The following is a 23,078-nucleotide window of genomic DNA, read 5'->3' as shown; positions in this document are numbered from 1 at the left end:
CCGCCCCGCAACGCGGGGCCTGCCGCAGCGGCTTCGGCGTCCGGGGTGGCCCCGGTGCCGGGCGTCTCCGGCGCGGCGTCCGCCTCCGCATCGGGGCCCGGGCCGGCCGGCTCCTCCGCCGCCTCTTCCGCCGCGGGGCGGCGCGGACGCCCCCGCAGCGAGGCCGTCGAGCGTTCGATCGTCGAGGCCGTGGTGCATCTCCTCGAAGAGGGCGTACCCCTCTCGGAACTCTCCATAGAGCGCATCGCCCGCACCGCCGGCGTCGGCAAGGCCACCATCTACCGCCGCTGGGAGGGCAAGGAGGCCCTCTTCGTCGATGTCGTCCGCTCGATGGAACCGGTGGACCCACCGCTGCCCGGCACCTCGGTCCGCGACGATCTGGTCGCGATGATCGAGATGCTGCGGCAGCGCGGCCTCGCCAAACGCTCCTCGGCCCTGCTGCACAACGTCTTCGCGCAGATGCAGAGCTATCCCAAGCTGTGGGACATGTACCACCGCACCTCGGTACTCCCGCGCCGGCAGTTGATGGACAAGGTGCTGCGGCGCGGGATCGCGAACGGCGAGATCCGGGCCGACCTCGACTTCGATCTGCTCGGCGATCTCTTTGTCGGCCCGATGCTGGTACGGACCGTGCTGCGGCCCGACGGGACGCCCGGCGAGGGCAGCGCGGAGCGGCTCGTCGACGCGGTGCTTGAAGGTGTGCGCCCGCCCCGCTGAACAGCCACTTTCCGCCCAGTCCGAAGTGTGCGGGTTCTGTCACAGCGTCCCTGTCCGAGCCGTGAACCGGAACCCCGCGCGCCGCCCTGTCGTCATCGAGGCAGTACGGCCGTCCGGCGACGGCAGGGAAATCACCCGTCATCCCCTAGGGTCAACGGCGAGGACGGCGTGACGGCAAGGCAGTGAGGACAGCTCCATGGCGCAGGCGGAAATGACGGAGACCGGGAACGGCGGCCCGGCGAACCGGCCTACCGGATCCCGGGTCCGGAGCCTGCTCGACCGCTGGCGCGGCGACCCCGGCATCTGGCGGCGCGGTATCGCTCTCGCGGCCGTCGCCGTACTCCTCGCCCTGCTGATGAGCTTCCACGCGCAGATCCCGAACCGGATCGGCAACCTGGGCAGCCTCACCGAGACCTTTCTGCCATGGCTGGGGATCTTCATCCCGGTGATCCTTGTCGTGGCGCTGCTGCGGCGTTCGGCCACCGCGTTGATCGCCCTGCTGGTGCCGGCCGTCGTCTGGCTCAATCTCTTCGGCGGGCTGCACACCGAGAAGTCGGGCAGCGGCGGCGATCTGACCGTCGCCACGCACAACGTCAACGCCGACAACCCGGACCCGCAGGGCACGGCCAAGGACGTCGCCGCCTCGGGCGCGGACGTGCTCGCGCTGCAGGAACTGCCGGCCGGTCAGGTCGCCACGTATGAAGAGGCCTTGGCCGGGACGTACAAGTATCACTCGGTGCAGGGCACCGTCGGGCTGTGGAGCAAGTACCCGATGAGCGACACACAGCCCGTCAACATCCGGCTGGGCTGGACCCGCGCCATGCGCTCCACGGTGACGACGCCCGAGGGAGAGGTCGCGGTGTATGTGGCCCATATGCCGTCCGTACGCGTCAAGCTCAACTCCGGCTTCACCGCCAACCAGCGGGACAACAGCGCGGACGCGCTCGGCGAGGCGATCGCCCACGAGCAGCACCGCAAGGTCGTGCTGCTCGGCGACCTCAACGGCACGATGAACGACCGCTCGCTGAACGCCGTCACTTCCCAGATGCGTTCCACCCAGGGCGCTGCGGGCGACGGCTTCGGCTTCAGCTGGCCCGCGGCGTTCCCGATGGCGCGCATCGACCAGATCATGGTGAAGGGTGTCGAGCCGGTCTCCTCCTGGACGCTGCCGCAGACCGACAGCGACCACTTGCCGATCGCGGCGCGCATAAAGATGTGACCTCCCCCTCGGATCCGGCCTCGTCGGCGTTCGAGGCGCGGGGGTCTGGGGCGGAGCCCCCAGCTATGTGACGGCAACCACCCGTTCACCGGGCGGAACAATCCGCGTGCGAGCATTTGTTTAGTAGGAGAACTAACCTCGGAAGGGCACTCCATGCCGCTCGCGCTGCTCGCGCTCGCCGTCTCCGCCTTCGGTATCGGCACCACCGAGTTCGTGATGATGGGCCTGCTGCCCAATGTTGCGGACGACCTCAACACCTCCGTCCCCACGGCGGGTTACCTCGTCTCCGCGTACGCGATCGGCGTCGTCATCGGCGCACCGCTGCTCACCGCCCTCGGCTCCCGCATCCCGCGCAAGCGGATGCTCCTGCTGCTGATGGCGCTCTTCGTCGTCGGCAACCTCGCCTCCGCCCTCGCGCCCGGCTTCGGCTGGCTGATCGCCGGTCGCGTGCTCGCCGGGCTGCCGCACGGCGCGTTCTTCGGCGTCGGCGCGGTCGTCGCCGCGCGGCTGGTCGCGGACGGGCGGCAGGCGCGGGCCGTGGCGACGATGTTCCTCGGCCTCACGGTCGCCAATATCGTCGGCGTACCGGCGGCCACCCTGCTCGGCCAGAACCTCGGCTGGCGGGCCACCTTCCTGGTCGTCACCGTGATCGGTCTGGTCGCGATGGCCGCGCTCGCGCGCCTCGTGCCGTACGTACCCGTCGACGCGCACCAGAGCGTGGGCCGCGAGCTGCGCGCACTGGGCAACCGGCAGGTGCTGCTCGGACTGCTCACCGCGGTCTTCGGCTTCGCCGGCGTCTTCGCGGTGTACTCCTACCTCGCCTCCATGACGACCGAGGTGATGGGCTTCGGCGAGTCCTCGGTGACGCTGGTCCTCGCGCTCTTCGGCATCGGCATGACGCTCGGCGCGCTGGCCGCGGGACCGCTGACCGACCGGGCGCTGCGCCCCACGCTGTACGGCTCGCTGGCCGCCCTTGCGCTCGTGCTGGTCGCCTTCCGCTTCACCGTGCACATCCAGTGGGCGGCCCTGGTCACGGTGGTGGTGCTGGGCGCGGTCGGCTTCATGACGACCACACCGCTGCAGATGCTGGTCATGAAGAAGGCGCAGGACGCCCCGACGCTCGCCTCCGCCTCGAACCACTCGGCGTTCAACCTCGCCAACGCGGGCGGCGCCTGGCTCGGCGGCGCGGCCATCGCGGCGGGCTGGGGCTGGACCTCACCGGCCGTCGTCGGCGCGGTCCTCGCCGCCGCCGGCCTGGCGATCGCGGTGACGGCGGGGCTCCTCGACCGGGGCGGCCGGGGCGGCCTGGACGGCCCCGACGGCCTGGACGGACGGGCCACGACAAAGGGGGCCTCCCGCGTGATCGCCGCAGGAAGCCCCCGTACCGCGGGGCCGGAACTCAGCCGCTCGTCGTCTCCCGCCAGCGGTTCGTGATCGGCAGCCGCCGGTCCTTGCCGAAGCCCTTCGCCGAGATCTTGGTGCCCGGCGGGTACTGGCGCCGCTTGTACTCCGCCGTGTCCACCATCCGCAGTGTCTTCGCCACCAGCTCCTCGTCGAAGCCGGCCGCGACGATCGCGTCCTTGCCCTGGTCCCGGTCGACGTACAGCTCCAGGATCCGGTCCAGTACGTCGTAGTCCGGCAGCGAGTCGGTGTCGACCTGGCCGGGGCGCAGCTCCGCGCTCGGCGGCTTGGTGATGGAGGCCTCGGGGATCGGCGGGGTCTGGCCGCGCTCCTCCGCCGCCCGGTTCCGCCACTTCGCGAGCCGGAAGACCGTCGTCTTGTAGACGTCCTTGATCGGCCCGTACGCGCCGACCGAATCGCCGTACAGCGTCGAATAGCCCACCGCCAGCTCGGACTTGTTGCCCGGCGCGAGCACGATGTGGCCCTCCTGGTTGGAGACGGCCATCAGCGTCGTGCCGCGCAGCCGCGACTGGAGGTTCTCCTCGGCGAGACCGGTCAGCTGGAGCGCGTCCATGTATGCGTCGAACATTGGCTCGATCGGTACGGTGCGGAAGTTGAGCCCGGTGCGGCGGGCCAGCTCGGCCGCGTCGCCCTTGGAGTGGTCCGAGGAGTACTTGGACGGCATGGAGATGCCGTACACGTTCTGCGCGCCGAGGGCGTCGCAGGCGATCGCCGCCACCAGCGCGGAGTCGATACCGCCGGAGAGCCCGATCAGCACGGACCGGAAGCCGTTCTTGGCCGCGTACGCGCGCAGGCCCACGACCAGCGCGGAGTACACCTCCTCGTCGTCGTCGAGCCGGTCGGCGTAACCGCCGGCGAGCTCCGCCTCGTACGCCGGCAGCGGCTCCTCGGAGAGCACGACATGCTCGATCCGCAGCCCGTCGTCGACCACGCCCGTCGGTACGTCCCCGGCGGCCGGCAGCTCCAGATCGAGGACGACGCAGCCCTCCGCGAACTGCGGGGCGCGGGCGACGACTTCGCCGTCCGCGTCGACGACGATCGAGTCGCCGTCGAAGACCAGCTCGTCCTGCCCGCCGATCATGGCGAGATACGCGGTGGTGCACCCGGCCTCCTGGGCGCGCTTGCGCACCAGCTCGAGCCGGGTGTCGTCCTTGTTCTGCTCGTACGGCGAGGCGTTGACGGAGACCAGCAGCCCGGCCCCAGCGGACCGGGTGGCCGGGACACGGCCACCGTCCTGCCAGAGGTCCTCGCAGATCGCGAGCGCCACGTCGACGCCGTGCACGCGGATCACCGGCATGGTGTCGCCGGGCACGAAGTAGCGGAACTCGTCGAAGACGCCGTAGTTGGGCAGATGGTGCTTGGCGAAGCTGAGCACCACCTCACCGCGGTGCAGCACGGCGGCTGCGTTCTGCGGCGACCCGGCGGGCTGGCCGTAGCGGGGCTGGGCCCGCTCGGAACGGTCGAGGTAGCCGACGATGACCGGCAGCTCGCCGAAGCCTTCGTCGTCCAGGCGTACGGCGAGCGCGCGCAGGGCGGCCCGGGACGCTTCGACGAACGACGACCGCAGGGCCAGGTCCTCGACGGGATAGCCGGTCAGCACCATCTCGGGGAAGGCGACGAGATGCGCCCCCTGCTCGGCGGAGTGCCGGGTCCAGTGCACGACCGCCTCGGCGTTGCCGGCGAGATCGCCGACGGTCGAGTCGATCTGATTCAGAGCGAGGCGTAGTTGAGGCACGCGGCCCAGTGTAATCGTCTCTCTGACGCGATGTCTCCGTCGTGTGGTGAGTGCCACCCCATGCCCACCGGCGAGAGTGTCCGGGGGACCGAACCCCGGCGACCCAGGTCCCCCGGGGCGGGGGTTCGGGGCCCCGCCCCTCCTCAAGGGCTACGCGCGGTAGGCGACGGTCGTCATCATCCCGGACTCAGAGTGGTAGATGTTGTGACAGTGCAGCATCCACAGGCCCGGGTTGTCGGCGTCGAAGTCCACGGTCACTTTGCGGTGCGGCAGGACCGCAGCCGTGTCCTTGCGGGCGCCGGACCCGTTGATGCCCGCCAGGGCGAAGGTGTGGCCGTGCAGGTGGATGGGATGCCACATCTCCGTGGTGTTGATGAACACCATGCGGACCCGCTCGTGGGCGCGGACCGGATAGAGCCGGTCCGGGGAGTAGGGCTTCTCGTCGAAGGCCCAGTCGTACTTCTTCATGCCACCGGTCAGCTTGATCCTCATGATGCGGTCCGGTCTGCGCCGGGGCAGGGCCACCGACTCGTCGGGTTTGAGGTGGGCGGCCGACGACAGCACCTTCCGGTCCAGCTCCGCCGGACGCACGGACGGCGCAGGGAGCGCCCCGCGGCCGGTGCGCAGCACAGCCATCGACGAGGCCTTCTTTCCCTCGGCGAGCGCGGTGAGCGGAAAGACTCCGTGCCCGGCGGTGACCAGCACGTCGTACCGCTCGCCCATGCCCACGAGCAGGGAATCGGTCTTGGTGGGGCGGACGGGGAAGCCGTCGGTGTGGGTGACCGTCAGCTTGTGGCCGCCGAGCGCCACCCGGAAGGCCGTCTCACCGCCGGCGTTGATGATGCGCAGCCGGATGCGGTCGCCGGGCTTGGCGGTGAACTGCGCGGGGTCGTCCGGCATACGCCCGTTGATCAGGTAGTACGGGTAGGCGACATCGCCCCCTTCGCCGCCGAGCAGCTTGCTGGTCGCGCCTCTCTTGACCCGCGACGGGCCTTTCGCCTTCCCGGCCGGGGGTGCCATGGACATCATGTGCTCGCCCGAGTGTCCGGCCCTGCCGTGGTTCAGCTCTGCCAGGACCGCCTCCGGTGTGGAGCCGTTGACCCCGTCCACCCAGTCGTCCAGGAGGACGACCCACTCCTTGTCGTACGACATCGGCTCCTTCGGGTCCTCCACGATCAGCGGGGCGTACATACCGCGGTCCAGTTGCACACCCGAGTGCGGATGGAACCAGTACGTCCCCGGGTGGGAGACCTTGAAGCGGTACGTGAACTCCGCGCCGGGGCGGATCGGCTGCTGTGTCACACCCGGCACCCCGTCCATGTCGTTGCGCATCGAGATGCCGTGACAGTGCAGCGAGGTCTCCTGCGGCAGGTGGTTGGCGAGGGAGAGCGAGAGGATCTCACCGGCCTTGAGCCGGACCTCCTTGCCCGGCAGCCCGTCCCCGTACGCCCACGTCTTGACCGTCCGGCCGCCGCCCAGCTCCAGCCGGGTGGCCGTGGCGGTCAGCTTGAAGGTGCGGACAGGACCGGAGTCCCGTGCCTCCTCGCGCCCGACGACATCCGGGCCGTCGGCGGAGACAAAGCCCTCCGGGCCGTCGGGGGCGACATAGGCCTGCGGCGTCGCCTTGGGCGTCGCCTTCGGGGGGCTGCCGCCGTGGTTCGTGGATCCGTGGTTGGTGCCCGACGAGTCGGAGCAGGCGGCCAGAACTCCCGTACCGGCGGCGGCGATTGCTGCGCCGAGCACGGCGCGGCGCGTGTGGTGAGCGCGCATGACTGTGCACCTCGTGGTGTGTGGTGATGCGTGGCAGATGGGCGCGTCTGCTGCTTCTGGTACACCGCTCGGAGCGCGGAGGTTCCCAGGCAGCCGGGCGCATTTCTAGATCCGCAGCACCGACAGCCTGGCGAGGAGGGTCTTGCGGAGAGGCGCGTTGGGCCACAGCGCACGGAGTATCCGGGCGCGCCAGGCCGCGAGCAGAGCGACGGGGTCGGTCCGCAGCAGCCCCGCCGTCAGCAGGACGAAGGTGAAGGTGTCCAGCACGGCGAGGCACAGCGTCATCAGGTCCATGCCTATGCCCGGGAAGTCCGGTCCGGCGTTCTGCAGGTTCACGGGACCGGCGGTGTGGTGGCCCCCAGGGAGCGTCATGTCCACCGCCGAGGACGAGAGGGTGTGCCCCACCGCCGAGGCCGGGACCGTGTGTTCCCGCGCCGGGGACGGGGCCGTGTGCCTCTGCGCACCGCCACCGTGCACCGGCACCGGGCGTCCCACCGTGTGCATCGTGGCGATCCCGAACAGCAGCGCCACGAACAGCAGCGGCTGCCCGAACCGCGCACGCCGACCGATCGCCATGGCCCGCACGCTACCCCCACCCGGTATGCGTCAACGTGCGACCCGCCCTCTCGCCTCCAACTATTAGCCCATAATGTCCGGAAGCGTCTGCGTCACTCTGCCGGGAGTGCTCGCCATCGTCCGGACCTCCGCCGACGCCACCCTCCAGGCAGGCCGCCGCACCTGGTCACGGGGGGCGGGTAATGGCTCCAAGTGGTCTTCGTGGCAGGCTGGCCGACGGTGCTCGCGCTGTCCCTGGCGCGGGAGGGGGCGAAGGAGCGACGGTGACCTTTGTACGAGTGGGAGGCGTACCGCACCATGTGGTCGTCGAAGGAAGCGGTCCGGTCTGCGTACTGAGCGCGGGCCTCGCGATGAGCTGGTTCGACTGGGACCCGGTCGTGCCGCTGCTCGCACCGCACCGCACCGTCGTCCGTTTCGACCGGCCCGGACACGGGCTGAGCGGCCCGGCCGCCGTACCGCCCTCCGCCGCCGGGGAGGCTCATCGCATCGCGGGCGTCCTCGACGCCCTCGGCCTGGACGGGCCCGGCCAGGACGGGCCCGCCACCGTCGTCGGGCACTCGATCGCAGGGTTCCACGCCGAGGCCTTCGCCCGCCTCCACCCCGCCCGTACCGCGGCCGTTGTCCTGGTCGACTCCAGCGTCGAGGAGCACGCGCGCGTGCCCGCCGCACCCGCACTGCGCACCGCCGCCGCCCGTACGCTCGGCACCGCGCTCGCCGCCGCCGGAATGCCCGCGGCCCTCGGACCGTTCACCCGCCGCGCCATGGTCCGCCTCTCCCGCACCGGCGGCGGCGACCCGGCCCCCGCCGCCCTCGTACGCCGCTGCTACGCCACCTCCCGGGTGCTGCAGGGCGCTCTGCTGGAGAACACTCACTACCGCGCCGTCGCCGCCGAGCTCCTCGCCCTGCGCGAGCGCCACGTCATGCCGGACGTCCCGGTCACCGTCCTCGCCGCGACGGCCGGTGGGGCGCGCTGGGTGGAGCGGCAGCGCGCACTGGCCCGGCAGCTCGGCGGCCGCTTCGAGGCGGTCGAACCGGCGGGCCATCTGATGATGCTGGACCGTCCGGAGGCGGTGGCCCGGGCGGTCCTGGACAACTACAGTCCGCGGGTCGGGCGAGCCGGGCGGGCCGTGCGGGCCGCCCGGGACGGCTCCGGTTCGGCGTCTCAGCCGCTCGCGTAGACCCGCTCGGTCCGGACCCGTCGTCATCGGGCCGTACGGTGTACGTGAACGCCGTGGACCGCTGTAGTCATGTGGACCGCTGTAGTCACACGGGTGAAAGGGGCCCTCTGACATGGCACGGCTGACCCTGCGCATCACGGGCCATGAGCTGCCCGGCAGCGCCTGCGGCGAATACCGCCACATCCATGTGGGCACGCAGCGCGGCATGGATCCAGACCAGCTGGTGTCCGCCGACGCGGCCGATGCGGTATTCGAGATCCCCGTCGAGACCGTCACCGCGCCCGATGGAACGGCCGACTTCCGCGGCCCCTATGTCCAGGGGCGTCGTGGCGAGCGCTTCATCTATCTGACCTGGGGTGAGCTGCCGCCGGGTGGCAACTTCGCGATGTTCCGCCGGGCCAAGGTCTTCCTCGCGGACCTGCCGGAAGAGGCTCTGGCCGGCGGCGCCGTGGAAACCGGCCTCGGGCTGACGGACGGGCAGGGCATGCCGCTCTGCGCCGCCATCCGTCCGCCCCGGATCGCCTGGCGGCTGACCGGGACGGACGGCTGAGCGCGGCCGGGACCCTCAGGCCCCGGCACCGGGATCTTCAGGTCCTCAGGTACGGACCTCGGCGCCCCGCTTGTGCAGCAGATCGACCATCAGGCCGACCTCCGAGCGCTGGGCGTCCACCATGCCCTGGGCGAGATCGCGCTCCGTATCGACGGTGCAGAGCTTCACACAGCCCTCGGCCATCGAGATGCCGCCGTTGTGGTGGATGATCATCAGCTGGAGATATTCGATCTCGGCCTGCCTGCCACTGGCCTTGCCGAGCCGCCCCAGGTCCGTATTGGTCGCCATGCCCGGCATCAGCGAGCCGTCCTTGGCCTGATGCCCGGAGTGCGCGGCGTGACCGCCTTTCATGTCCGGCATCATCCACGCCATCGGCTCGCTGTCCGTGGAGACCTTCGGCAGCCCCCACAGATCCAGCCAGCCCAGCATCATCCCGCGCTGGTTGGCCTGGGTGTTGGCGATGTCGTACGCGAGGCGGCGCACCTCGTCGTCCTTCGTACGGTCCCGGACGATGAAGGACATCTCCACCGCCTGCTGATGATGGACCGACATGTCGCGCGCGAAGCCGGCGTCCGCCGAAGCCGCCGACGGCGTACGGGACGTGGCGCCGTCATTGCCGCTGCCGCCCGCCGAGGCCACCGTGGCGGCCCCCGCGAAGAGCAGCGCGAGCACGACCGCCGCGATGGCCGCCCAGTGCGTACGGGTCATACCCGTCACTTGGCGCCCAGACCGTTGGTGCACGCCGCGCCCGGCTCGGGGGTCTGCGTGCCCTGGACGTACTTGGTGAAGAACTGGTTCACGCGCGGGTCGTCGGCACTGTCGACGGTGACCTGCTTGCCCCAGGCGCTGAGCATGATCGCGCCGGACTGGTCCTTGACCGGACTCATCAGCGTGTACGGGGTCTTCTTGACCTTCTCGCCGAGCTTGGTCACATCGGCCGCGGGCGCCTTGTCGTTGTACGTCACCCAGACCGCGCCGTGCTCCAGCGAGTGCACGGCGTTCATGTCCGGGATCGGCTCCTTGTAGACGTCACCGTTGCAGTTCATCCACACCTGGTTGTGGTCGCCGCCGACCGGCGGCTTCATCGGGTAGGTGACCGTCTTGGTGACATGGGTGCGGCCGAGCTTCTTCGCGTTCCAGGACTTTTCGCCGGTGATGGGAGCCTTGGCCTCGGCGACCTTCTGCTCCTTCTTGTCCGACTCCTTGTTGAGCGCGAAGACGCCGAAGCCGACGAGACCGGCGACGACGACAGCGCTGATGCCGATCGTGATGATGCGGTTACGGCGCTCGCGGCTCTGCTCGGCGCGGCGCATCTCTTCTATCCGGGCCCGGCGGTCGTTATTGCGGGAAGCCATGGTGGTTGTCGTCCTTCGTGAAGTCTGCAGTGATCAAGGGGCTGGGGGAGGCGGGACCTGTTACGTCCGCAGCACTTGAAGAACGTGAAGGTCCGGGGCGCGCGCGAGCGCCCCGGAGCGGGGCAGCCGGCCGGTGGGAGCCGGCAGGTCGAGATACGGGGGATGTGCGCCGGCCTCGAGCGGGGCGTCCAGCGGCGGCGAGGTGAGCACGGCCGGGCTGACCAGCGGCAGCAGACCGCAGGCGCCGTCGTCGTACGGGCAGGTGTACGCGGTCGGGGCGTCCGGCCGGGCCGTGTGGTGCGGGGCGGGGGCCGACGGGCTCAGACAGATGAAGAGCGCGCTGAGGAGCGTCGTCACGGCAGTCAGCAGTGCCATGGGACACGCGGTGCGCGCGATGTGGTTGAGCCGGGAACCCCCCATGGCCGCAGATGGTAGTAGGCAGCGGTGCTACGCACCTCATATGGGGCTGATAACAGCCATCCCCCACCTCCCGGGAAGTGGCGGGGAAGGAGTGGGGAAGGAGCGAAGGGGGGCCTCAGGGTCGTCTCGGGGTACGTCCTGACCCACAATGGGCACTGCCGGTACAGCCGGTACGCCCGGTACAGCGGGCACCGGCGGCGCGGGCAGTGGACGCGGGCCGCAACGCGCCTGAAACTCTTGGATGGCATGCTCGTGCGGAGCAGGCGGCTTGACCAGCAAGGATGGGTGGAAATGGATAAGCAGCAGGAATTCGTGCTCCGTACGCTCGAGGAGCGCGACATCCGCTTCGTGCGCCTGTGGTTCACCGATGTGCTCGGCTTCCTGAAGTCGGTCGCGGTGGCGCCCGCCGAGCTCGAGCAGGCCTTTGACGAGGGCATCGGCTTCGACGGCTCCGCGATCGAGGGCTTCGCGCGGGTCTACGAGTCCGACATGATCGCCAAGCCGGATCCGAGTACCTTCCAGATCCTGCCGTGGCGCGCCGAGGCGCCCGGCACGGCTCGGATGTTCTGCGACATCCTGATGCCGGACGGTTCCCCGTCCTTCGCCGACCCCCGCTTCGTACTGAAGCGCATCCTCGCCAAGACCTCCGACCTGGGCTTCACCTTCTACACCCACCCGGAGATCGAGTTCTTCCTGCTGAAGAACAAGCCGCTCGACGGTACCCGTCCCACCCCCGCGGACAACTCCGGCTACTTCGACCACACCCCGCAGAACGTCGGCATGGACTTCCGCCGGCAGGCGATCACCATGCTCGAATCCATGGGCATCTCGGTGGAGTTCAGCCACCATGAGGGCGCGCCGGGCCAGCAGGAGATCGACCTGCGGTACGCGGACGCGCTGTCCACCGCGGACAACGTCATGACCTTCCGCCTGGTCATGAAGCAGGTCGCGCTGGAGCAGGGCGTGCAGGCGACCTTCATGCCGAAGCCGTTCAGCGAGTACCCCGGCTCCGGTATGCACACCCACCTCTCACTTTTCGAGGGCGACCGGAACGCCTTCTACGAGTCGGGCTCGGAGTACCAGCTCTCGAAGGTCGGCCGCTCCTTCATCGCGGGCCTGCTCAAGCACGCGGCGGAGATCTCGGCCGTGACCAACCAGTGGGTGAACTCCTACAAGCGCATCTGGGGCGGCTCGGCCCGCAGCGCGGGCGCGGGCGGCGAGGCCCCCTCGTACATCTGCTGGGGCCACAACAACCGCTCGGCCCTGATCCGCGTCCCGATGTACAAGCCGGGTAAGACCGGCTCGGCCCGTGTCGAGGTCCGCTCCATCGACTCGGGCGCGAACCCCTATCTGACGTACGCGGTCCTGCTGGCGGCGGGCCTCAAGGGCATCGAGGAGGGCTACGAACTCCCGGCGGGCGCGGACGACGACGTGTGGGCGCTTTCCGACGCGGAGCGCCGGGCGATGGGCATCGAGCCGCTGCCGCAGAACCTCGGCGAGGCGATCGCGCTGATGGAGCGCAGCGAGCTGGTCGCCGAGACGCTGGGCGAGCATGTCTTCGACTTCTTCCTGCGGAACAAGAAGCAGGAGTGGGAGGAGTACCGCTCCGAGGTCACGGCCTTCGAGCTGCGCAAGAACCTGCCGGTGCTGTAAGCACAGGTCAGAGCGCTCCCCTGGCATGACAACGGCTCCGGGCCGATGGCAGTACGCCATCGGCCCGGAGCCGTCTCATTCCCCCTGGGCCGTCTGTGGGCCGTCCGGCGTGGAATCGATCGCCTCGTACATGCTGTCCACGGCCTGGCCTAAGCCTTCGACGACGTCCAGAGGCTGGGCGATCAGTACCTGCCGAACGCCAAGTCCACCGGCTGGGCAGCCGCCTTCCCCCGCTGACCTGGACCGCCGACCACCGCTGGCGTCGGCGCATGGCCAGGACCTTCGACGACCTCGCTGACGACCAGGCGCCGTAACGGGAGACGGTGGGCTGGGAGATCTCGAACAGCTCGGTGGGCAAGCCCTGCGCGTTGTTGTGCGAACAGATCGCAGTGTCAGCTTCCTGGTGTTCGGCGCAGGCGCAGTGGCAGGCCGCGGTGGCCGTTGAGGACCACTGAGGGGAGGCGTTGGAGTCGGTCGGCGGGGATGGCGAGGGTGAGGTCGGGGAAGCGCGCGAAGAGGGCGGGCAGGGCAATCTGGCTTTCCAGGCGGGCCAGGGCAGTACCGGGGCAGACGTGCGAGCCGTGACCGAAACTCGTGTGGCCGCTGGGCATGGTGCGGGTGATGTCGAATCGGTGGGCATCAGGACCGAAGCGGTCGGGGTCACGGCCCATGGCGATGTAGGAGATGAGGACCGGTTCGCCCTGCTGGACGAGGACGCCGCCGATCTCGGTGTCCTTGGTGGCGTAGCGGAAGGGGGCGCTGCTGACGGGTGGGTCCCAGCGCAGGGTCTCCTCGATGGCGCCGGGCCACAGGTGGGGATCGGCGCGCAGGCGGGCGAGTTGGTCGGGGTGCGCCAGAAGAGCACGGACGCTGTTGACGAGCAGATGGACGGTGGTTTCGTGACCGCTGCCGAACAGCGTGCGCATGATGCCGACCAGCTCCACATCGCTGAGGTCCTCGCCGTCGGGCTGGGCGGCCAGGGCGCTGGTGAAGTCGTCGCCCGGGTTCTCGCGCTTGGCGGCGAGGAGTTCGGCGAACAGGACATGCACGCCCTCCGCTGCGGCAATGACCTGCTGGGCGGGGACGAGGTCGTCGAACAGGAGGGTGTACAGGGCGCGCAGTCTGCCGTGCCGGCTGGTGGGAATCCCGAACAGCTCGCTCATGACGGCCATTGGGAGGGGAAGGGCGAAGGCGGCTTTGAAGTCCACCACCCCGTTGGGGTCGGCGGTTGAGGCTTCGGCGAGCTGGTCGAGGAGGGTGGTGGTGATCTCCTGGATGCGGGGGCGCAGGCGGTCGGTGCGGGCGGGGGTGAATTCGCGGGCGAGGGGGCCGCGCAGGCGCCGGTGCCCGTCGCCGTCGAGGGTGGACATGCTGTTGGGAAGGTTGACGTAGGCGATGAGTGGCCAGTCGGCGGGTACCTCGCCGCGCTGCCATGCACCCCATTGCGTGATGTCCTTGACGAAGGTGGTGGTGTCGCGGAGCAGGTCGCGGGCGAGGGCGTCGCCGGTGATGGCCCAGCACGGGACGCCGCCGGGGAGAGCGATGGGGACGACGGGGCCGCCCTCGCGTATGCGGGCGACCTCCTCCTGGGGATCGGCGGCCTCAGGGTCCAGCTGGACGAGCGGGTGGTCCAGGGTCGGCATCATGAGTGTCCTCCATCAGGATGGGTGGTGAAGACGGCGGGCAGGGTGGTCAGTTCGCACAGCCACTGGTGAGCCGATGGTCATGGCTACGGTTGTTCCAGGTTCGCGGGTCCGGGCTGTGCGCGGCCCCGTGCGCTTTCCCGCGGTCTTCGTGTCCTGCTTCCCCACAGCACCTTGACCGCTTTCGTGGTGAGCTCGGGGCGTATCCGGGGGCCGGCGAACATCACGGCGGCGAGGCTGGGTATCCGGGGCAGACGACTGCTGATCACGGTGTGGCTGCGGGTGAACTCCCGTAGGCCGGTTACGCCCTTCATCCGGCCCGAACCGCTGTTCTTGGTGCCCCCGAAGGGGACGCTCGGCACCCCCGCCCCGACCAAGGCGTCGTTGACGTCGACCGTGCCCGCTACCAGACCCGCGGCCAGGCGCCGTGCGCGGGCGGTGTTGTTGGTGAAGACACTGGAGCTGAGGCCGTAGTCGGTGGCGTTGGCCAGGTCCAAGGCCTCTTGTTCGCTGTCGGCTTGAACGATGGACAGGACGGGCCCGAAGCTCTCCTCGAGGAACAGATCCGATCGCGGATCGACATCGACGACCACGGTCGGCTCGAAGAAAATCCCCTCCCTCTCGGTCCGCCATCCGCCACCGGTGAGGATCCGGGCACCGCCGGCCACCGCGTCCGCCAACCTGCGCACGAGAACGTGCGCCTGCCCGAGGTGCAGGAGCGGGCCGATGTGGGCGTCCGGACCCGGGCCGACCGTCAGCCGACGCGCGGTGGAGACGACCTCGTCAACGAAGCGGTCGTGAACCGCGGGGTTGACGACGGCGCGCTCGATCGACATGCAGGTCTGGCCGGCGTTGGCGAACGCCGCTCCGGCTGCGGCCCGGGCTGCTTGGGTCACGTCCGCGTCATGCCACACGATCATCGCGTCGTTGCCGCCGAGCTCGAGGATGACGGGGGTGAGGGTGGGTGCGGCGGCGGCCAGCACCCGTCGGCCGACTGCGGTGCTGCCGGTGAAGACGACCTTGTCGACCCCTGACCGGACGAGGGCCTCCCCCGTCGTGCCGTCACCCGATACCACCTGGACGAGATCGAGTCCGGCGCTGGCGAAGACTTCTCCGATGAGACGGCCCACTCCCACCGTGCGCTCGTCCGGCTTGAGTACCACGGTGTTCCCGGCGACCAGAGCGTGGGGGATGGAATGCAAGGCAATGGCCAGTGGATGGTTTCCCGGCGCGATGACTCCCACGACTCCGTACGGCTGGTGGAACAACCGCGCCCGTTTGGTGACGAACGGCCGGGTCGGCAGTGTCTGTGGACGCAGTTTGCGGGGTGCGACACGCCCGGCCCAGGACAGGGCGAGACAGCCCGATATCACCTCGAACCATGCGTCGCTCAGCGGTTTGCCGGTCTCGGCAGCGCACATGCCGGCCAGCAGCGCCCCGTTGTCGGCGAGCGCCTGCCGGACCACCAGCAGCCGCTGTCCCCGTTGCCGCGCGGAGAGCGCCACCCATGCGGCGGCGGTGTCCCGGGCGCGCGCCACGGCGGCACGGACGTCATCTTGGCCCATGATCGGGGCGGTCTCGATGAGTTCGCCGGTGACAGGGTTGACCGAGGCGATCTGCCCCGACGGCGGGGCGGAGGCGGTCATCAGACTTCCCGGGGCGGGTGGACGAGGAGTGGGGAGATGATGCCCGCGCGTGCGTGACGGGCGCGGCAGGCGGTGACTACGGGGAAGCGTCCGGTCGGCCAGTCACCGATCTTCATGGTGGCCCGGCCCATTTTCGTCTTCATGCTGGATGGCTGGAGGAGCAGCGTTCCTTGTGGGGTGGTGGAGAATCCGGTTCCTCGTAGCGGCACCGGGATACGGGATGTCCGCCGGGTGTCCGTTTCGGTGATTGTCACGAGCGGAGTGCCGTGTTCCAGGATGTGCAGGCTGTGGTCGGTCCAGCGGAACTCCGCAACTGAAGCTGAGGCGTTCCACAGTGTTGTTTTGGCCTGGGCCACCTGCTGTGTGCTCACCCAGTAGTGGTGTGTGTACACACCGATGCGGCGCCTGCAACGGACGACCGAGGCGACGGCGAGTTCGTCGTAGGTGAGGTCGCCCGTGTAGCGGCACGCGAACAGGAAGAACCCGCGCCCGCTGCCGAGCGGTGCCATGCCCGTCGGCAGCGGCCAGCGCTGGTCCGCGCGGAACCAGCCGAACCAGGCTGATCCCGCCAGCCGCCAGGGCATCCCCGGCCAGGCGGCAGTGCCTGTCCGTTGTTGTTCACATTCGCTCATCGGAGTCCTCCCTCTCGGCGGTGGCGTCGGGAAGGTGGCCGTAGTCGCGGCGGGCGGCGCCGCCGAGCGAGGTCAGCCATCGCACGGAGCCGGGGAGCGCCGCGTACAGCAGGTACACCACTGGCAAGGAGGCGGGAATGTCGACTTTGGGCCTGCGGTGGACGATGGCCTTGACCACCGCGTCCGCCACCTGGGGAGGGGTCAGGCGGGGCAGGAAGTCCGCCATCCGGGGCAGGGCGTTGGACGGTACGTGCTCGCGGAAGAAGTCCGTACCGCAGACGGCTCCCGGCCGCACCAGGGTCAAGGAGATCCCTGATCCCCGCAGCTCGTTGCGCAGGGTCTCGGTGTAGGCCTCGAGTGACGCCTTGACCGCCGCGTACGCGGCGGAGGCCCCGCCGGTGTACACCCGCCCGGCCGACGACCCCATGGTGACGATATGGCCGCCGCCTTGCCTGCGCATGAGGGGCAGCACGCTCTTGGTCGTGTACACGGTCGCGTGATAGCCGGTGGCCATGGTCAGCTCCGCTTCCTCCACCGTCATGTCCTCCACAGTCCGCCAGCGGATGAATGCCGCATTGTTGACCAGGACGTCGATGCGGCCCATCCGTTGACGGGCCTGGTCGATCCACTTCTCCACCTCGGCGCGGCGGGTCACATCAACCACGGTGAAGGTGATGCGGGCGCCCCAGAAGGCAGCCTGCGCCTCCTGCCGGGCCCGGTTGACCTGCGCTGGTGAGATGTCGCAGATCTCGACGGTCACGCCGCGCTGGGCCAGGGCGACCGCGATGGCCCAGCCGATGCCGCCGGCGCCGCCGGTGACCAGGCAGCAACGGCCGGCGAGTGGGGGCTCGGCCGGTATCCGACGGGCGCGCCGGGTGAGTTCGAGGAACGCGCTCATAGCGGGACGTCCGCGCCCGGGGAGAGGGCCAGCGTGAATCCGGGCAGCTGGTCGTTGCCGATGGCGGGCGCGAAACGGGGTTCCAGCAGCGGTGCCTGAGGGTATCGGCCCCGCAGCACGGGGTTCCGCGGGCAGCGGGCCAGGTTCCGCGGCGAAGCATCAACGGCGAGTGCGTTCATGGGCCCTGCCTTTGCTCGTGTCGGAGAGCTGGTCTGGTTGCGGCTCGTCCGGCAGCGGCGGAAGCGTCTTCGGCCTGCGCTGTCCTCGCACGGGCGGGTGAGGACATGGACCGGCCAGGTGCCCAGGTCGACCAGGACGATGTCACCGACAGCGACTGTAGGAAGGCCATGGGCCGCGGCCATAGCGGCAGCAGGTCCGACCAGCGGCAGTCCTCTCGGGGCCTTGGGCACGGTGTGCGGGTCATCATGGCCCCTCGCAGCCCGTGAGGTGTCCGGAGCAGCTGTTGCTCATGCTGATCACGCTCCTGGTCCCTTCGTGGTGGTGAGTGAGGTGTGGTGTCGGGTGAGGGCGGCGAGGATGGCGGAGCGGACGACGAGTTGGGGGGTGTAGAGGGCTTTGCCGAGCCAGAGTTCGGGCAGCGGCTCATCCTGGTGGGCGCGGAGGAAGGCGATTGCCTGGGTGATCTCGGTGGTCAGGGACAGCTGGTAGCGGGGTGCGGCGGCGATCAGGGCGGTGACTGCGTAGGCGGTCTCCTCGCAGGTGCCGGAGGGCCCCAACGCGCTCCATCCGCCGTCGCTGTGCCGGGTGTCCAACAACCACTCCAAAGTGGGGCGGCCGAGTTCGGGTGCCACCTCACTGAGGACTTCCAGGGCGTGGCAGCTGGCGTAGTACGCCGAGGCGTGCCATTTGTCGTACCAGTAGGCGCCGTCGGTTCTGCTGTCCGCCAGGTAGGCGAGGATGCTGGTGATTTGCTGGCGGTGGGTGTCGGGTGCGGTTGTCAGGACGCTCAGGACGTGGATGTTCGAGGAGGCGGAAGGGTGCCGTTCGAAGTGGTAGGTGCGGTAGCCCCGCGGGCTTTCGAAGGGCCGCAGCACCTCGAGGGGGACGGAGTGGCCGATGGAGCGGAGGAGTTTGATGGCCACTGCGGTGTCGTCGCAGTCGGTGGGGATGCCGTCGGCGGCCATGCCGATGCCGTCATCGCGCCAGACCGCGAGCAGGGGCTCGATGTGGGGACGTAGGAATGCCGTGGGCAGGCCGCCGCGCCGCAGGTTGTCGAGCACCCAGATTCGATCGAACACCTCGTACGGGCTGATGGTGGGTGCTCCTCCGTCCGGGGTCTCGCCCAGGGCCCGGTGCAGGAAGCGGAGGCCGTCCCGGGTGGGACGGACGGTGTGCGCGTAGGCGGTGGAGGAGGGTGAGCAGCCAATCGAGCCGCTCGTCCCCGCCAGGCCGGTGAGTTCCTCGGGCGAGAGGCGGTCGTCGAGGGATTCCAGGGAGTGCGCCAGGGTGCTGGCGAGGTCTCTGCTACCGGTGGGGAAGAGGGCGAGTTTGCGCTGCTTCAGGTCATGGATCCAGGCATAGTCCGCGTAGGGCAGGGCCAGATGCAGGCTTTGGGCCTTGTCCAGGAGGGTGGGGAAGATCATCTCGAAGGCGACGGTCTCGTGCGGGTCACCGCGCAGTTGGGCACTGTGGCCGGCCAGGTAGGCCACGCCCCGGGCCACGGGGACGGCTCCGGATCCGGGCGCCAGCAGCTGGTCACGGTCGGCCTCGGCCAAGGCGACGGTGGCCGCCAGGGTGCAGACGGCGCGGTCGTGGGGGATGGCGATGGTGCCGCCCCAGGAGCCGTCCGGGTGCTGGTGGGCGAGCAGCCAGTCCACGGTTTCGGGGAAGTGCAGCCCGCGCTGCGGGTGCGGGGTGCGCAGGCGGGCCAGTTGGGCGGTGTCGTAGGCGCTGGAGGTGATGTTCCCCTGGCCCAGGCGGGCCAGCAGGCCGGCGGCCGTGCGGAGTTCGGGCTCTGGGGTGGCGGCTGGAGTGGACGTGACGTCGATGTGGGCGGCCATGGGGGCTCCTCAGCGAATCCGCTGGATGCGGATGGTGTCGGGCGGGACGAGAGTGGGCCCGGATCTGCGGGGCCGGGCGCTGCCCGATCCGTGGAGCCAGACGGCGATTCCGGGCATGGTCAGGAGCATGCCGATGGCGATCTTCATCTCGTGCAGTGCCAGGGCGGCTCCCAGGCAGCGGTGGGCCCCGGTGCCGAAGGGAAGGTATTCGGTACCGCTGAACCGGCGGGCCAGGAAGCGGTCGGGAACGAAGGTCCTGGGGGTGGGGTAGAGCTCCGGGCGGCGGTGCACCGCGTGCAGGCAGGCCACGAACTCGGTGGGGGCGGTGAACTGCCATCCCAGCGCCTGAAACGGCCGGATCACCCGGCGGGTGAACCCGGTCGGCACCACCGAACTGAGCCGCAGCGCCTCCTCACACACCGCTCCCAGGTAGGGCAGATCGGCCATGCGGTCGAGCGGGAAGGGGGCAGGCAGTGTCGCGAGTTCGGACCGCAGTGCCCGCAGGACCTGGGGGTGGCGGTGGATCTGGTCGACAGCGATAGCCATGGCGGCGGGGGTGGACTCCTGGGCGGCGACCAGCAAGGTCACCAACTGGTCACGCACCGTCCGGTCGGGGACCTCCGGCTCGGCGGTGGCCAGGTCCGCGAGAAGGCTCCCCGCAAAGGGCCCGGGATCATGACGGGCCCGGGAGATCTCCCGGTGGACCAGGGCGTCCAACTGGTCACGCCGGTCCGGGAACCCGCCGTCGGCGGACCGCAGGGAGTCGGTCACCTGATGGAAGGTGTCCAAGATCTGGTCGGCCCGCTCCGGGGGAAGGTGGCCGAAGGCGAACAGCACGATGACACGCAGCGAGATCTCCTGGGTGATCCCGGTCAGCGGGACACCCGCATCGGTGCTCCTGCGGGCCAACGTCTCGACCGTGATGCGGCTGATGGCGGCGCTGTGCGCGCGCAACCGGTCCCCTTGCAGGGACGGCGCCAGCAGCTTGCGCAGCTCCCGGTGCTCCGCCCCGTTGGCCCCGCCCACCGAGTGCTCCCCGGCCAGCTCCCCGAACAGGCTGGAGGCAACCACCCGGAGATCCTCGGCGTGGCCGATGAAGATCTCCCGTACCTCGTCCGGCGCACACACATGCACCCGGGGCGGCCGCCCGGGACGATACACGGTGAACGTGTCGCCGTATTGTCTGATCAGAGCCTCGACCACCCCCCACGGGTCCCGCTCGTAGTGGCGCTCGGCTCGGGCGTCGAAGGTCGGGCCGGGCGGCAGGGGGGCGCGGTCGGGCGGTGGGGGCCAGCCGGGCATCATGGGTTCCCCGCCCTTCGCCGGGAGGAGCCCGAGGCACGCGCAGGGGTGTGCTTGTCCAGGGAGGCTGGTGTGGCTTCTCCGGGAGTTGCCGTGCGCGGCGGGTGTGAGCCGGGTGTGAGCAGCAGCTCTGCTGCTCGGGTCAGGGTGGGGACCACCCGCCAGGCACGGTCGGCCAGCTCGCCGACGGCCTCCTCGGCCAGCAGCACGCCGTTGCCGGTCGCGGTGAACAACGCCACGTCGTTGTCGGCGTCACCGATCGCCATCACCTCGCCCGGGGTCAGGTGGTGGCGGGAGCAGAAATCCAAGAGTTGCCGGTGCTTGAGTCCGGCGGAGTCCAGGGTGAACGACAGATCCGCCAGGACGCCGTTGGCGTCGAAGGACAGCTGGACGTTCGCGTAGGACTCGCCTACCCCGAGCCGGTCGGCGACGATCTGCACATACAGGCTCATGGAGCTCGACACCAGCGCCACCGGCAGTCCCAGGGCGTGCACGCGGGCGATCAGGTGCGGCGCATCCGGGCGCAGCGGCAGCCGGTGGAAGAGTGTCTCCAGCCGGGTCCGGCTGACTGGGCCTGAGGCGGTCCAGTGCTCCAGCAGGAGGTGGCAGGCTTGAGCGTAGGGGATCCGGCCGGTGTGGCAACCGTAGGAGAGCGCCACCAACTCCTCGGCCGGCATGCCCAACTCGGCGCTGGTGGCGGTCAGCGAGTCCGCAGCAGTGAGGGTCCCGTCAATGTCGATGACCACGGCCTTGAACGTCCTGACCGCGTCCGCCCCGTCCGTCATGAGGTCCTCCGGGTGGCTTGTTCGGCAAGCTGCCGCAGCGCCGTCGTTCCCGCCGGGTCCAACGGTGATTGCTCCAGGACTTCCAGTCCTGTCCGCAGTCGATCGGCGATCATCTCCTCGACAGCGGTCAGGGCGCCGGTGGCCACCAGCAGCCCTCGCGCTTCGGCGGCCCCGTGCTCGTCCAGCTGCGGATCGCCCACCAGGGCCCGCAGGCGCGCGTCCTGGGCGGGGTCGGCCTCGCGAAGGGCGAGCGCGACGAGTGTGGTGCATTTGCCGTCGCGCAGATCGTCCAGGCGGGACTTGCCGGTGACGGTGGGGTCGCCGAAGATGCCCAGCACGTCGTCGCGCAGTTGGAAGGCCTCCCCGATCGGGAGCCCGAAGGCGGTGCAGGCGGCCAACTGCTCCCGGTCGGCTCCGGCCAGGGCGGCGCCCAGCTGCAGCGGGCGCTCGACGGTGTACTTGGCGGTCTTGTATCGGATCACGGCGAGGGTGGCGTCCACGTCAGCACTCAGGAACCCGGTGGCCAGCAGATCGAGATACTGACCGATCATCACCTCGGTGCGCATGGCCTCCAGGACCGGGCGTGCGGCTCGCTGCCGGCCCCGGGGCAAACCGCCGGTGTGGAGCAGCTCGTCGGACCAGACCAGGGCCAGATCGCCCAGGAGGATCGCGCCGCTCACGCCGAACCGGCCGGCGTCCCTCTGGTCTCGGCGGTCCAGGTACTGGGTGGTCAGGGAGCGGTGCACGGTGGGGCGGCCGCGCCGGGTGTCGGAGTCGTCCATCACATCGTCGTGGATGAGGGCGAAGGCGTGGAAGAGCTCCAGCGCGGCCGCTGCGCGCAGCATCGGGCCGGTCTCGCCGGTTCCACCGGCCGCGTACCAGCCGCAGCAGCACAGCAGCGGCCTGATTCGCTTGCCTCCGGCGGCCAGAAAGTCACGGAGCTGGCCGATCAGGGGCAGCAGACAAGGATGGGCGATCGTCTGGGCCTTGTGCTCCAAAAAGTCCTCCAGCGTGGTGTCCACCGCGCGGCGCAGGGCGGCCAGGTCCGCCGTGCCCGCGGCGATTGTCGCGGGCGTCATGCGGGGCCCGTCCCGGTCTGCGCGGTCAGCCGGAGGGCCTCTTCGAGGAGCCGTTCGGGGGTGGTGATGCCCGCGCGGATGCAGTCGTGGGCGATCAAGGTGCCGATGCCGCCGTCGGCGATGCTGTCCTCGACCACCGGGGCGAGGCGGTGACGGGCGGCCAGATGAGCGAGGGCGGGGTTGACCGGTGCGGCCCAGCGGGGGTCGACGGTGACCCCGATTCCGGCGTCGGCCAGCAGCCCGGCGGCGGTCACTCCCGCCGAGCTCGTTCTGATGAACGCCCTTCGTGAGCTGGTGTGTTCGCCGTCCCCGTCGTGGTCATGCCGCATCGCGTCTCCTTGCCGGATTCAATCGCCAGGCAGGGCATTCCGGTGAGGGGAAGGACCGGGATCCACGCCTACGAGTCCTTGCAATGCCCTGTTCCGGCTCAGCCTGGCCGCTGTCGTGACCGAGCGGATCGATCAGATGAAGGCGGGT

22 protein-coding genes are annotated in these 23,078 nt (G+C 70.0%); 6 read left to right on the top strand and 16 right to left on the bottom strand.

Features of this window, described 5'->3' with window-relative positions:
* The first annotated feature begins 54 nt into the window (after window positions 1-54).
* The 3 genes from ACFYXH_RS05365 to ACFYXH_RS05355 all read left to right on the top strand — a co-directional run bounded on the left by ACFYXH_RS05365 (window position 55) and on the right by ACFYXH_RS05355 (window position 3,370).
* Window positions 55-717: a TetR/AcrR family transcriptional regulator gene (locus ACFYXH_RS05365; RefSeq protein ID WP_389561277.1), complete on the top strand. Its 663-nt coding sequence runs from the start codon at window positions 55-57 to the stop codon at window positions 715-717.
* Window positions 718-913: 196 nt separating this feature from the next.
* The gene (locus ACFYXH_RS05360; protein WP_389560815.1) at window positions 914-1,936 is read left to right on the top strand and encodes an endonuclease/exonuclease/phosphatase family protein; all 1,023 of its coding nucleotides are present in this window, start codon (window positions 914-916) and stop codon (window positions 1,934-1,936) included.
* Between the two features lie 153 nt (window positions 1,937-2,089).
* Entirely contained in the window at window positions 2,090-3,370 is a 1,281-nt protein-coding gene (locus tag ACFYXH_RS05355; RefSeq protein ID WP_389560813.1) for an MFS transporter, read from the top strand.
* Here the strand turns inward: ACFYXH_RS05355 and ACFYXH_RS05350 are convergent.
* From ACFYXH_RS05350 to ACFYXH_RS05340, 3 genes are all read right to left on the bottom strand, one after another.
* A complete protein-coding gene (locus tag ACFYXH_RS05350; protein WP_389560812.1) occupies window positions 3,336-5,093 on the bottom strand; it encodes an NAD+ synthase in 1,758 nt (585 codons plus the stop codon). The two genes, ACFYXH_RS05355 and ACFYXH_RS05350, sit on opposite strands and share 35 nt — an antisense overlap.
* Window positions 5,094-5,243: 150 nt before the next feature.
* Entirely contained in the window at window positions 5,244-6,863 is a 1,620-nt protein-coding gene (locus ACFYXH_RS05345) for a multicopper oxidase family protein (protein ID WP_389560810.1), read from the bottom strand.
* A gap of 105 nt (window positions 6,864-6,968) precedes the next feature.
* Complete coding sequence (locus tag ACFYXH_RS05340; protein WP_389560808.1) at window positions 6,969-7,439, bottom strand: hypothetical protein; 471 nt, start codon at window positions 7,437-7,439, stop codon at window positions 6,969-6,971.
* A gap of 263 nt (window positions 7,440-7,702) precedes the next feature.
* Between ACFYXH_RS05340 and ACFYXH_RS05335 the strand changes: the two genes are divergently transcribed.
* Window positions 7,703-8,617 (top strand): alpha/beta fold hydrolase, encoded by a 915-nt coding sequence (locus tag ACFYXH_RS05335; RefSeq protein ID WP_389560807.1) that lies wholly within the window; start codon window positions 7,703-7,705, stop codon window positions 8,615-8,617.
* Between the two features lie 112 nt (window positions 8,618-8,729).
* Complete coding sequence (locus ACFYXH_RS05330; RefSeq protein WP_389560806.1) at window positions 8,730-9,167, top strand: DUF5990 family protein; 438 nt, start codon at window positions 8,730-8,732, stop codon at window positions 9,165-9,167.
* A gap of 45 nt (window positions 9,168-9,212) precedes the next feature.
* Here the strand turns inward: ACFYXH_RS05330 and ACFYXH_RS05325 are convergent, their stop codons facing one another.
* The 3 genes from ACFYXH_RS05325 to ACFYXH_RS05315 are packed head-to-tail and all read right to left on the bottom strand — an operon-like array spanning window position 9,213 to window position 10,897.
* Entirely contained in the window at window positions 9,213-9,875 is a 663-nt protein-coding gene (locus tag ACFYXH_RS05325) for a DUF305 domain-containing protein (protein ID WP_389560804.1), read from the bottom strand.
* A 5-nt stretch (window positions 9,876-9,880) separates the two neighbouring features.
* The gene (locus tag ACFYXH_RS05320; protein ID WP_389560802.1) at window positions 9,881-10,522 is read right to left on the bottom strand and encodes a DUF3105 domain-containing protein; all 642 of its coding nucleotides are present in this window, start codon (window positions 10,520-10,522) and stop codon (window positions 9,881-9,883) included.
* Window positions 10,523-10,582: 60 nt separating this feature from the next.
* Window positions 10,583-10,897, bottom strand: coding sequence for a hypothetical protein (locus ACFYXH_RS05315; protein WP_389560800.1), 315 nt, complete (start codon window positions 10,895-10,897; stop codon window positions 10,583-10,585).
* Window positions 10,898-11,233: 336 nt separating this feature from the next.
* Here ACFYXH_RS05315 and glnA point away from each other — a divergent pair, with 336 nt between their 5' ends.
* A complete protein-coding gene (gene glnA, locus ACFYXH_RS05310) occupies window positions 11,234-12,595 on the top strand; it encodes a type I glutamate--ammonia ligase (RefSeq protein ID WP_389560798.1) in 1,362 nt (453 codons plus the stop codon).
* A gap of 392 nt (window positions 12,596-12,987) precedes the next feature.
* Here the strand turns inward: glnA and ACFYXH_RS05305 are convergent, their stop codons facing one another.
* The 10 genes from ACFYXH_RS05305 to ACFYXH_RS05260 all read right to left on the bottom strand — a co-directional run bounded on the left by ACFYXH_RS05305 (window position 12,988) and on the right by ACFYXH_RS05260 (window position 22,930).
* The gene (locus ACFYXH_RS05305) at window positions 12,988-14,241 is read right to left on the bottom strand and encodes a cytochrome P450 (RefSeq protein WP_389560797.1); all 1,254 of its coding nucleotides are present in this window, start codon (window positions 14,239-14,241) and stop codon (window positions 12,988-12,990) included.
* Window positions 14,242-14,324: 83 nt separating this feature from the next.
* Window positions 14,325-15,884, bottom strand: coding sequence for an aldehyde dehydrogenase family protein (locus ACFYXH_RS05300; RefSeq protein WP_389560795.1), 1,560 nt, complete (start codon window positions 15,882-15,884; stop codon window positions 14,325-14,327).
* Entirely contained in the window at window positions 15,884-16,516 is a 633-nt protein-coding gene (locus ACFYXH_RS05295; RefSeq protein ID WP_389560793.1) for a hypothetical protein, read from the bottom strand. The genes ACFYXH_RS05300 and ACFYXH_RS05295 overlap by 1 nt, the downstream gene beginning before the upstream one ends.
* The gene (locus tag ACFYXH_RS05290; protein ID WP_389560791.1) at window positions 16,503-17,414 is read right to left on the bottom strand and encodes an SDR family NAD(P)-dependent oxidoreductase; all 912 of its coding nucleotides are present in this window, start codon (window positions 17,412-17,414) and stop codon (window positions 16,503-16,505) included. The genes ACFYXH_RS05295 and ACFYXH_RS05290 overlap by 14 nt, the downstream gene beginning before the upstream one ends.
* Window positions 17,411-17,593, bottom strand: coding sequence for a hypothetical protein (locus ACFYXH_RS05285; protein ID WP_389560789.1), 183 nt, complete (start codon window positions 17,591-17,593; stop codon window positions 17,411-17,413). Before ACFYXH_RS05285 ends, ACFYXH_RS05290 begins: the two co-directional genes overlap by 4 nt.
* Before the next feature lie 297 nt (window positions 17,594-17,890).
* Window positions 17,891-19,435, bottom strand: coding sequence for a prenyltransferase/squalene oxidase repeat-containing protein (locus ACFYXH_RS05280; RefSeq protein ID WP_389560787.1), 1,545 nt, complete (start codon window positions 19,433-19,435; stop codon window positions 17,891-17,893).
* Between the two features lie 9 nt (window positions 19,436-19,444).
* Window positions 19,445-20,737 (bottom strand): cytochrome P450, encoded by a 1,293-nt coding sequence (locus ACFYXH_RS05275; RefSeq protein ID WP_389560785.1) that lies wholly within the window; start codon window positions 20,735-20,737, stop codon window positions 19,445-19,447.
* Window positions 20,737-21,522: an HAD family hydrolase gene (locus ACFYXH_RS05270; protein WP_389560783.1), complete on the bottom strand. Its 786-nt coding sequence runs from the start codon at window positions 21,520-21,522 to the stop codon at window positions 20,737-20,739. Before ACFYXH_RS05270 ends, ACFYXH_RS05275 begins: the two co-directional genes overlap by 1 nt.
* The gene (locus ACFYXH_RS05265) at window positions 21,519-22,601 is read right to left on the bottom strand and encodes a polyprenyl synthetase family protein (protein ID WP_389560781.1); all 1,083 of its coding nucleotides are present in this window, start codon (window positions 22,599-22,601) and stop codon (window positions 21,519-21,521) included. The genes ACFYXH_RS05270 and ACFYXH_RS05265 overlap by 4 nt, the downstream gene beginning before the upstream one ends.
* Window positions 22,598-22,930, bottom strand: a complete 333-nt coding sequence (locus tag ACFYXH_RS05260; protein WP_389560780.1) for a transketolase C-terminal domain-containing protein — start codon at window positions 22,928-22,930, stop codon at window positions 22,598-22,600. Before ACFYXH_RS05260 ends, ACFYXH_RS05265 begins: the two co-directional genes overlap by 4 nt.
* Between the last annotated feature and the right edge of the window lie 148 nt (window positions 22,931-23,078).

The sequence above is a fragment of the Streptomyces sp. NPDC002730 genome (genome assembly GCF_042888805.1).
In the GTDB taxonomy this organism is placed as follows: domain Bacteria; phylum Actinomycetota; class Actinomycetes; order Streptomycetales; family Streptomycetaceae; genus Streptomyces.
This window is presented reverse-complemented; position numbering and strand designations above follow the sequence as displayed.

What these genes read in the sequence shown, in the direction of transcription:
- ACFYXH_RS05270 (WP_389560783.1), bottom strand. Translation starts at nt 21,522, where the DNA reads ATGACGGACGGGGCGGACGCGGTCAGGACGTTCAAGGCCGTGGTCATC.
- ACFYXH_RS05320 (WP_389560802.1), bottom strand. Translation starts at nt 10,522, where the DNA reads ATGGCTTCCCGCAATAACGACCGCCGGGCCCGGATAGAAGAGATGCGC.
- ACFYXH_RS05295 (WP_389560793.1), bottom strand. Translation starts at nt 16,516, where the DNA reads ATGAGCGAATGTGAACAACAACGGACAGGCACTGCCGCCTGGCCGGGG.
- ACFYXH_RS05305 (WP_389560797.1), bottom strand. Translation starts at nt 14,241, where the DNA reads ATGATGCCGACCCTGGACCACCCGCTCGTCCAGCTGGACCCTGAGGCC.
- ACFYXH_RS05330 (WP_389560806.1), top strand. Translation starts at nt 8,730, where the DNA reads ATGGCACGGCTGACCCTGCGCATCACGGGCCATGAGCTGCCCGGCAGC.
- ACFYXH_RS05360 (WP_389560815.1), top strand. Translation starts at nt 914, where the DNA reads ATGGCGCAGGCGGAAATGACGGAGACCGGGAACGGCGGCCCGGCGAAC.
- ACFYXH_RS05300 (WP_389560795.1), bottom strand. Translation starts at nt 15,884, where the DNA reads ATGACCGCCTCCGCCCCGCCGTCGGGGCAGATCGCCTCGGTCAACCCT.
- ACFYXH_RS05315 (WP_389560800.1), bottom strand. Translation starts at nt 10,897, where the DNA reads ATGGCACTGCTGACTGCCGTGACGACGCTCCTCAGCGCGCTCTTCATC.
- ACFYXH_RS05265 (WP_389560781.1), bottom strand. Translation starts at nt 22,601, where the DNA reads ATGACGCCCGCGACAATCGCCGCGGGCACGGCGGACCTGGCCGCCCTG.
- ACFYXH_RS05345 (WP_389560810.1), bottom strand. Translation starts at nt 6,863, where the DNA reads ATGCGCGCTCACCACACGCGCCGCGCCGTGCTCGGCGCAGCAATCGCC.
- ACFYXH_RS05280 (WP_389560787.1), bottom strand. Translation starts at nt 19,435, where the DNA reads ATGGCCGCCCACATCGACGTCACGTCCACTCCAGCCGCCACCCCAGAG.
- ACFYXH_RS05325 (WP_389560804.1), bottom strand. Translation starts at nt 9,875, where the DNA reads ATGACCCGTACGCACTGGGCGGCCATCGCGGCGGTCGTGCTCGCGCTG.
- ACFYXH_RS05290 (WP_389560791.1), bottom strand. Translation starts at nt 17,414, where the DNA reads ATGAGCGCGTTCCTCGAACTCACCCGGCGCGCCCGTCGGATACCGGCC.
- ACFYXH_RS05340 (WP_389560808.1), bottom strand. Translation starts at nt 7,439, where the DNA reads ATGGCGATCGGTCGGCGTGCGCGGTTCGGGCAGCCGCTGCTGTTCGTG.
- glnA (WP_389560798.1), top strand. Translation starts at nt 11,234, where the DNA reads ATGGATAAGCAGCAGGAATTCGTGCTCCGTACGCTCGAGGAGCGCGAC.
- ACFYXH_RS05355 (WP_389560813.1), top strand. Translation starts at nt 2,090, where the DNA reads ATGCCGCTCGCGCTGCTCGCGCTCGCCGTCTCCGCCTTCGGTATCGGC.
- ACFYXH_RS05260 (WP_389560780.1), bottom strand. Translation starts at nt 22,930, where the DNA reads ATGCGGCATGACCACGACGGGGACGGCGAACACACCAGCTCACGAAGG.
- ACFYXH_RS05285 (WP_389560789.1), bottom strand. Translation starts at nt 17,593, where the DNA reads ATGAACGCACTCGCCGTTGATGCTTCGCCGCGGAACCTGGCCCGCTGC.
- ACFYXH_RS05275 (WP_389560785.1), bottom strand. Translation starts at nt 20,737, where the DNA reads ATGCCCGGCTGGCCCCCACCGCCCGACCGCGCCCCCCTGCCGCCCGGC.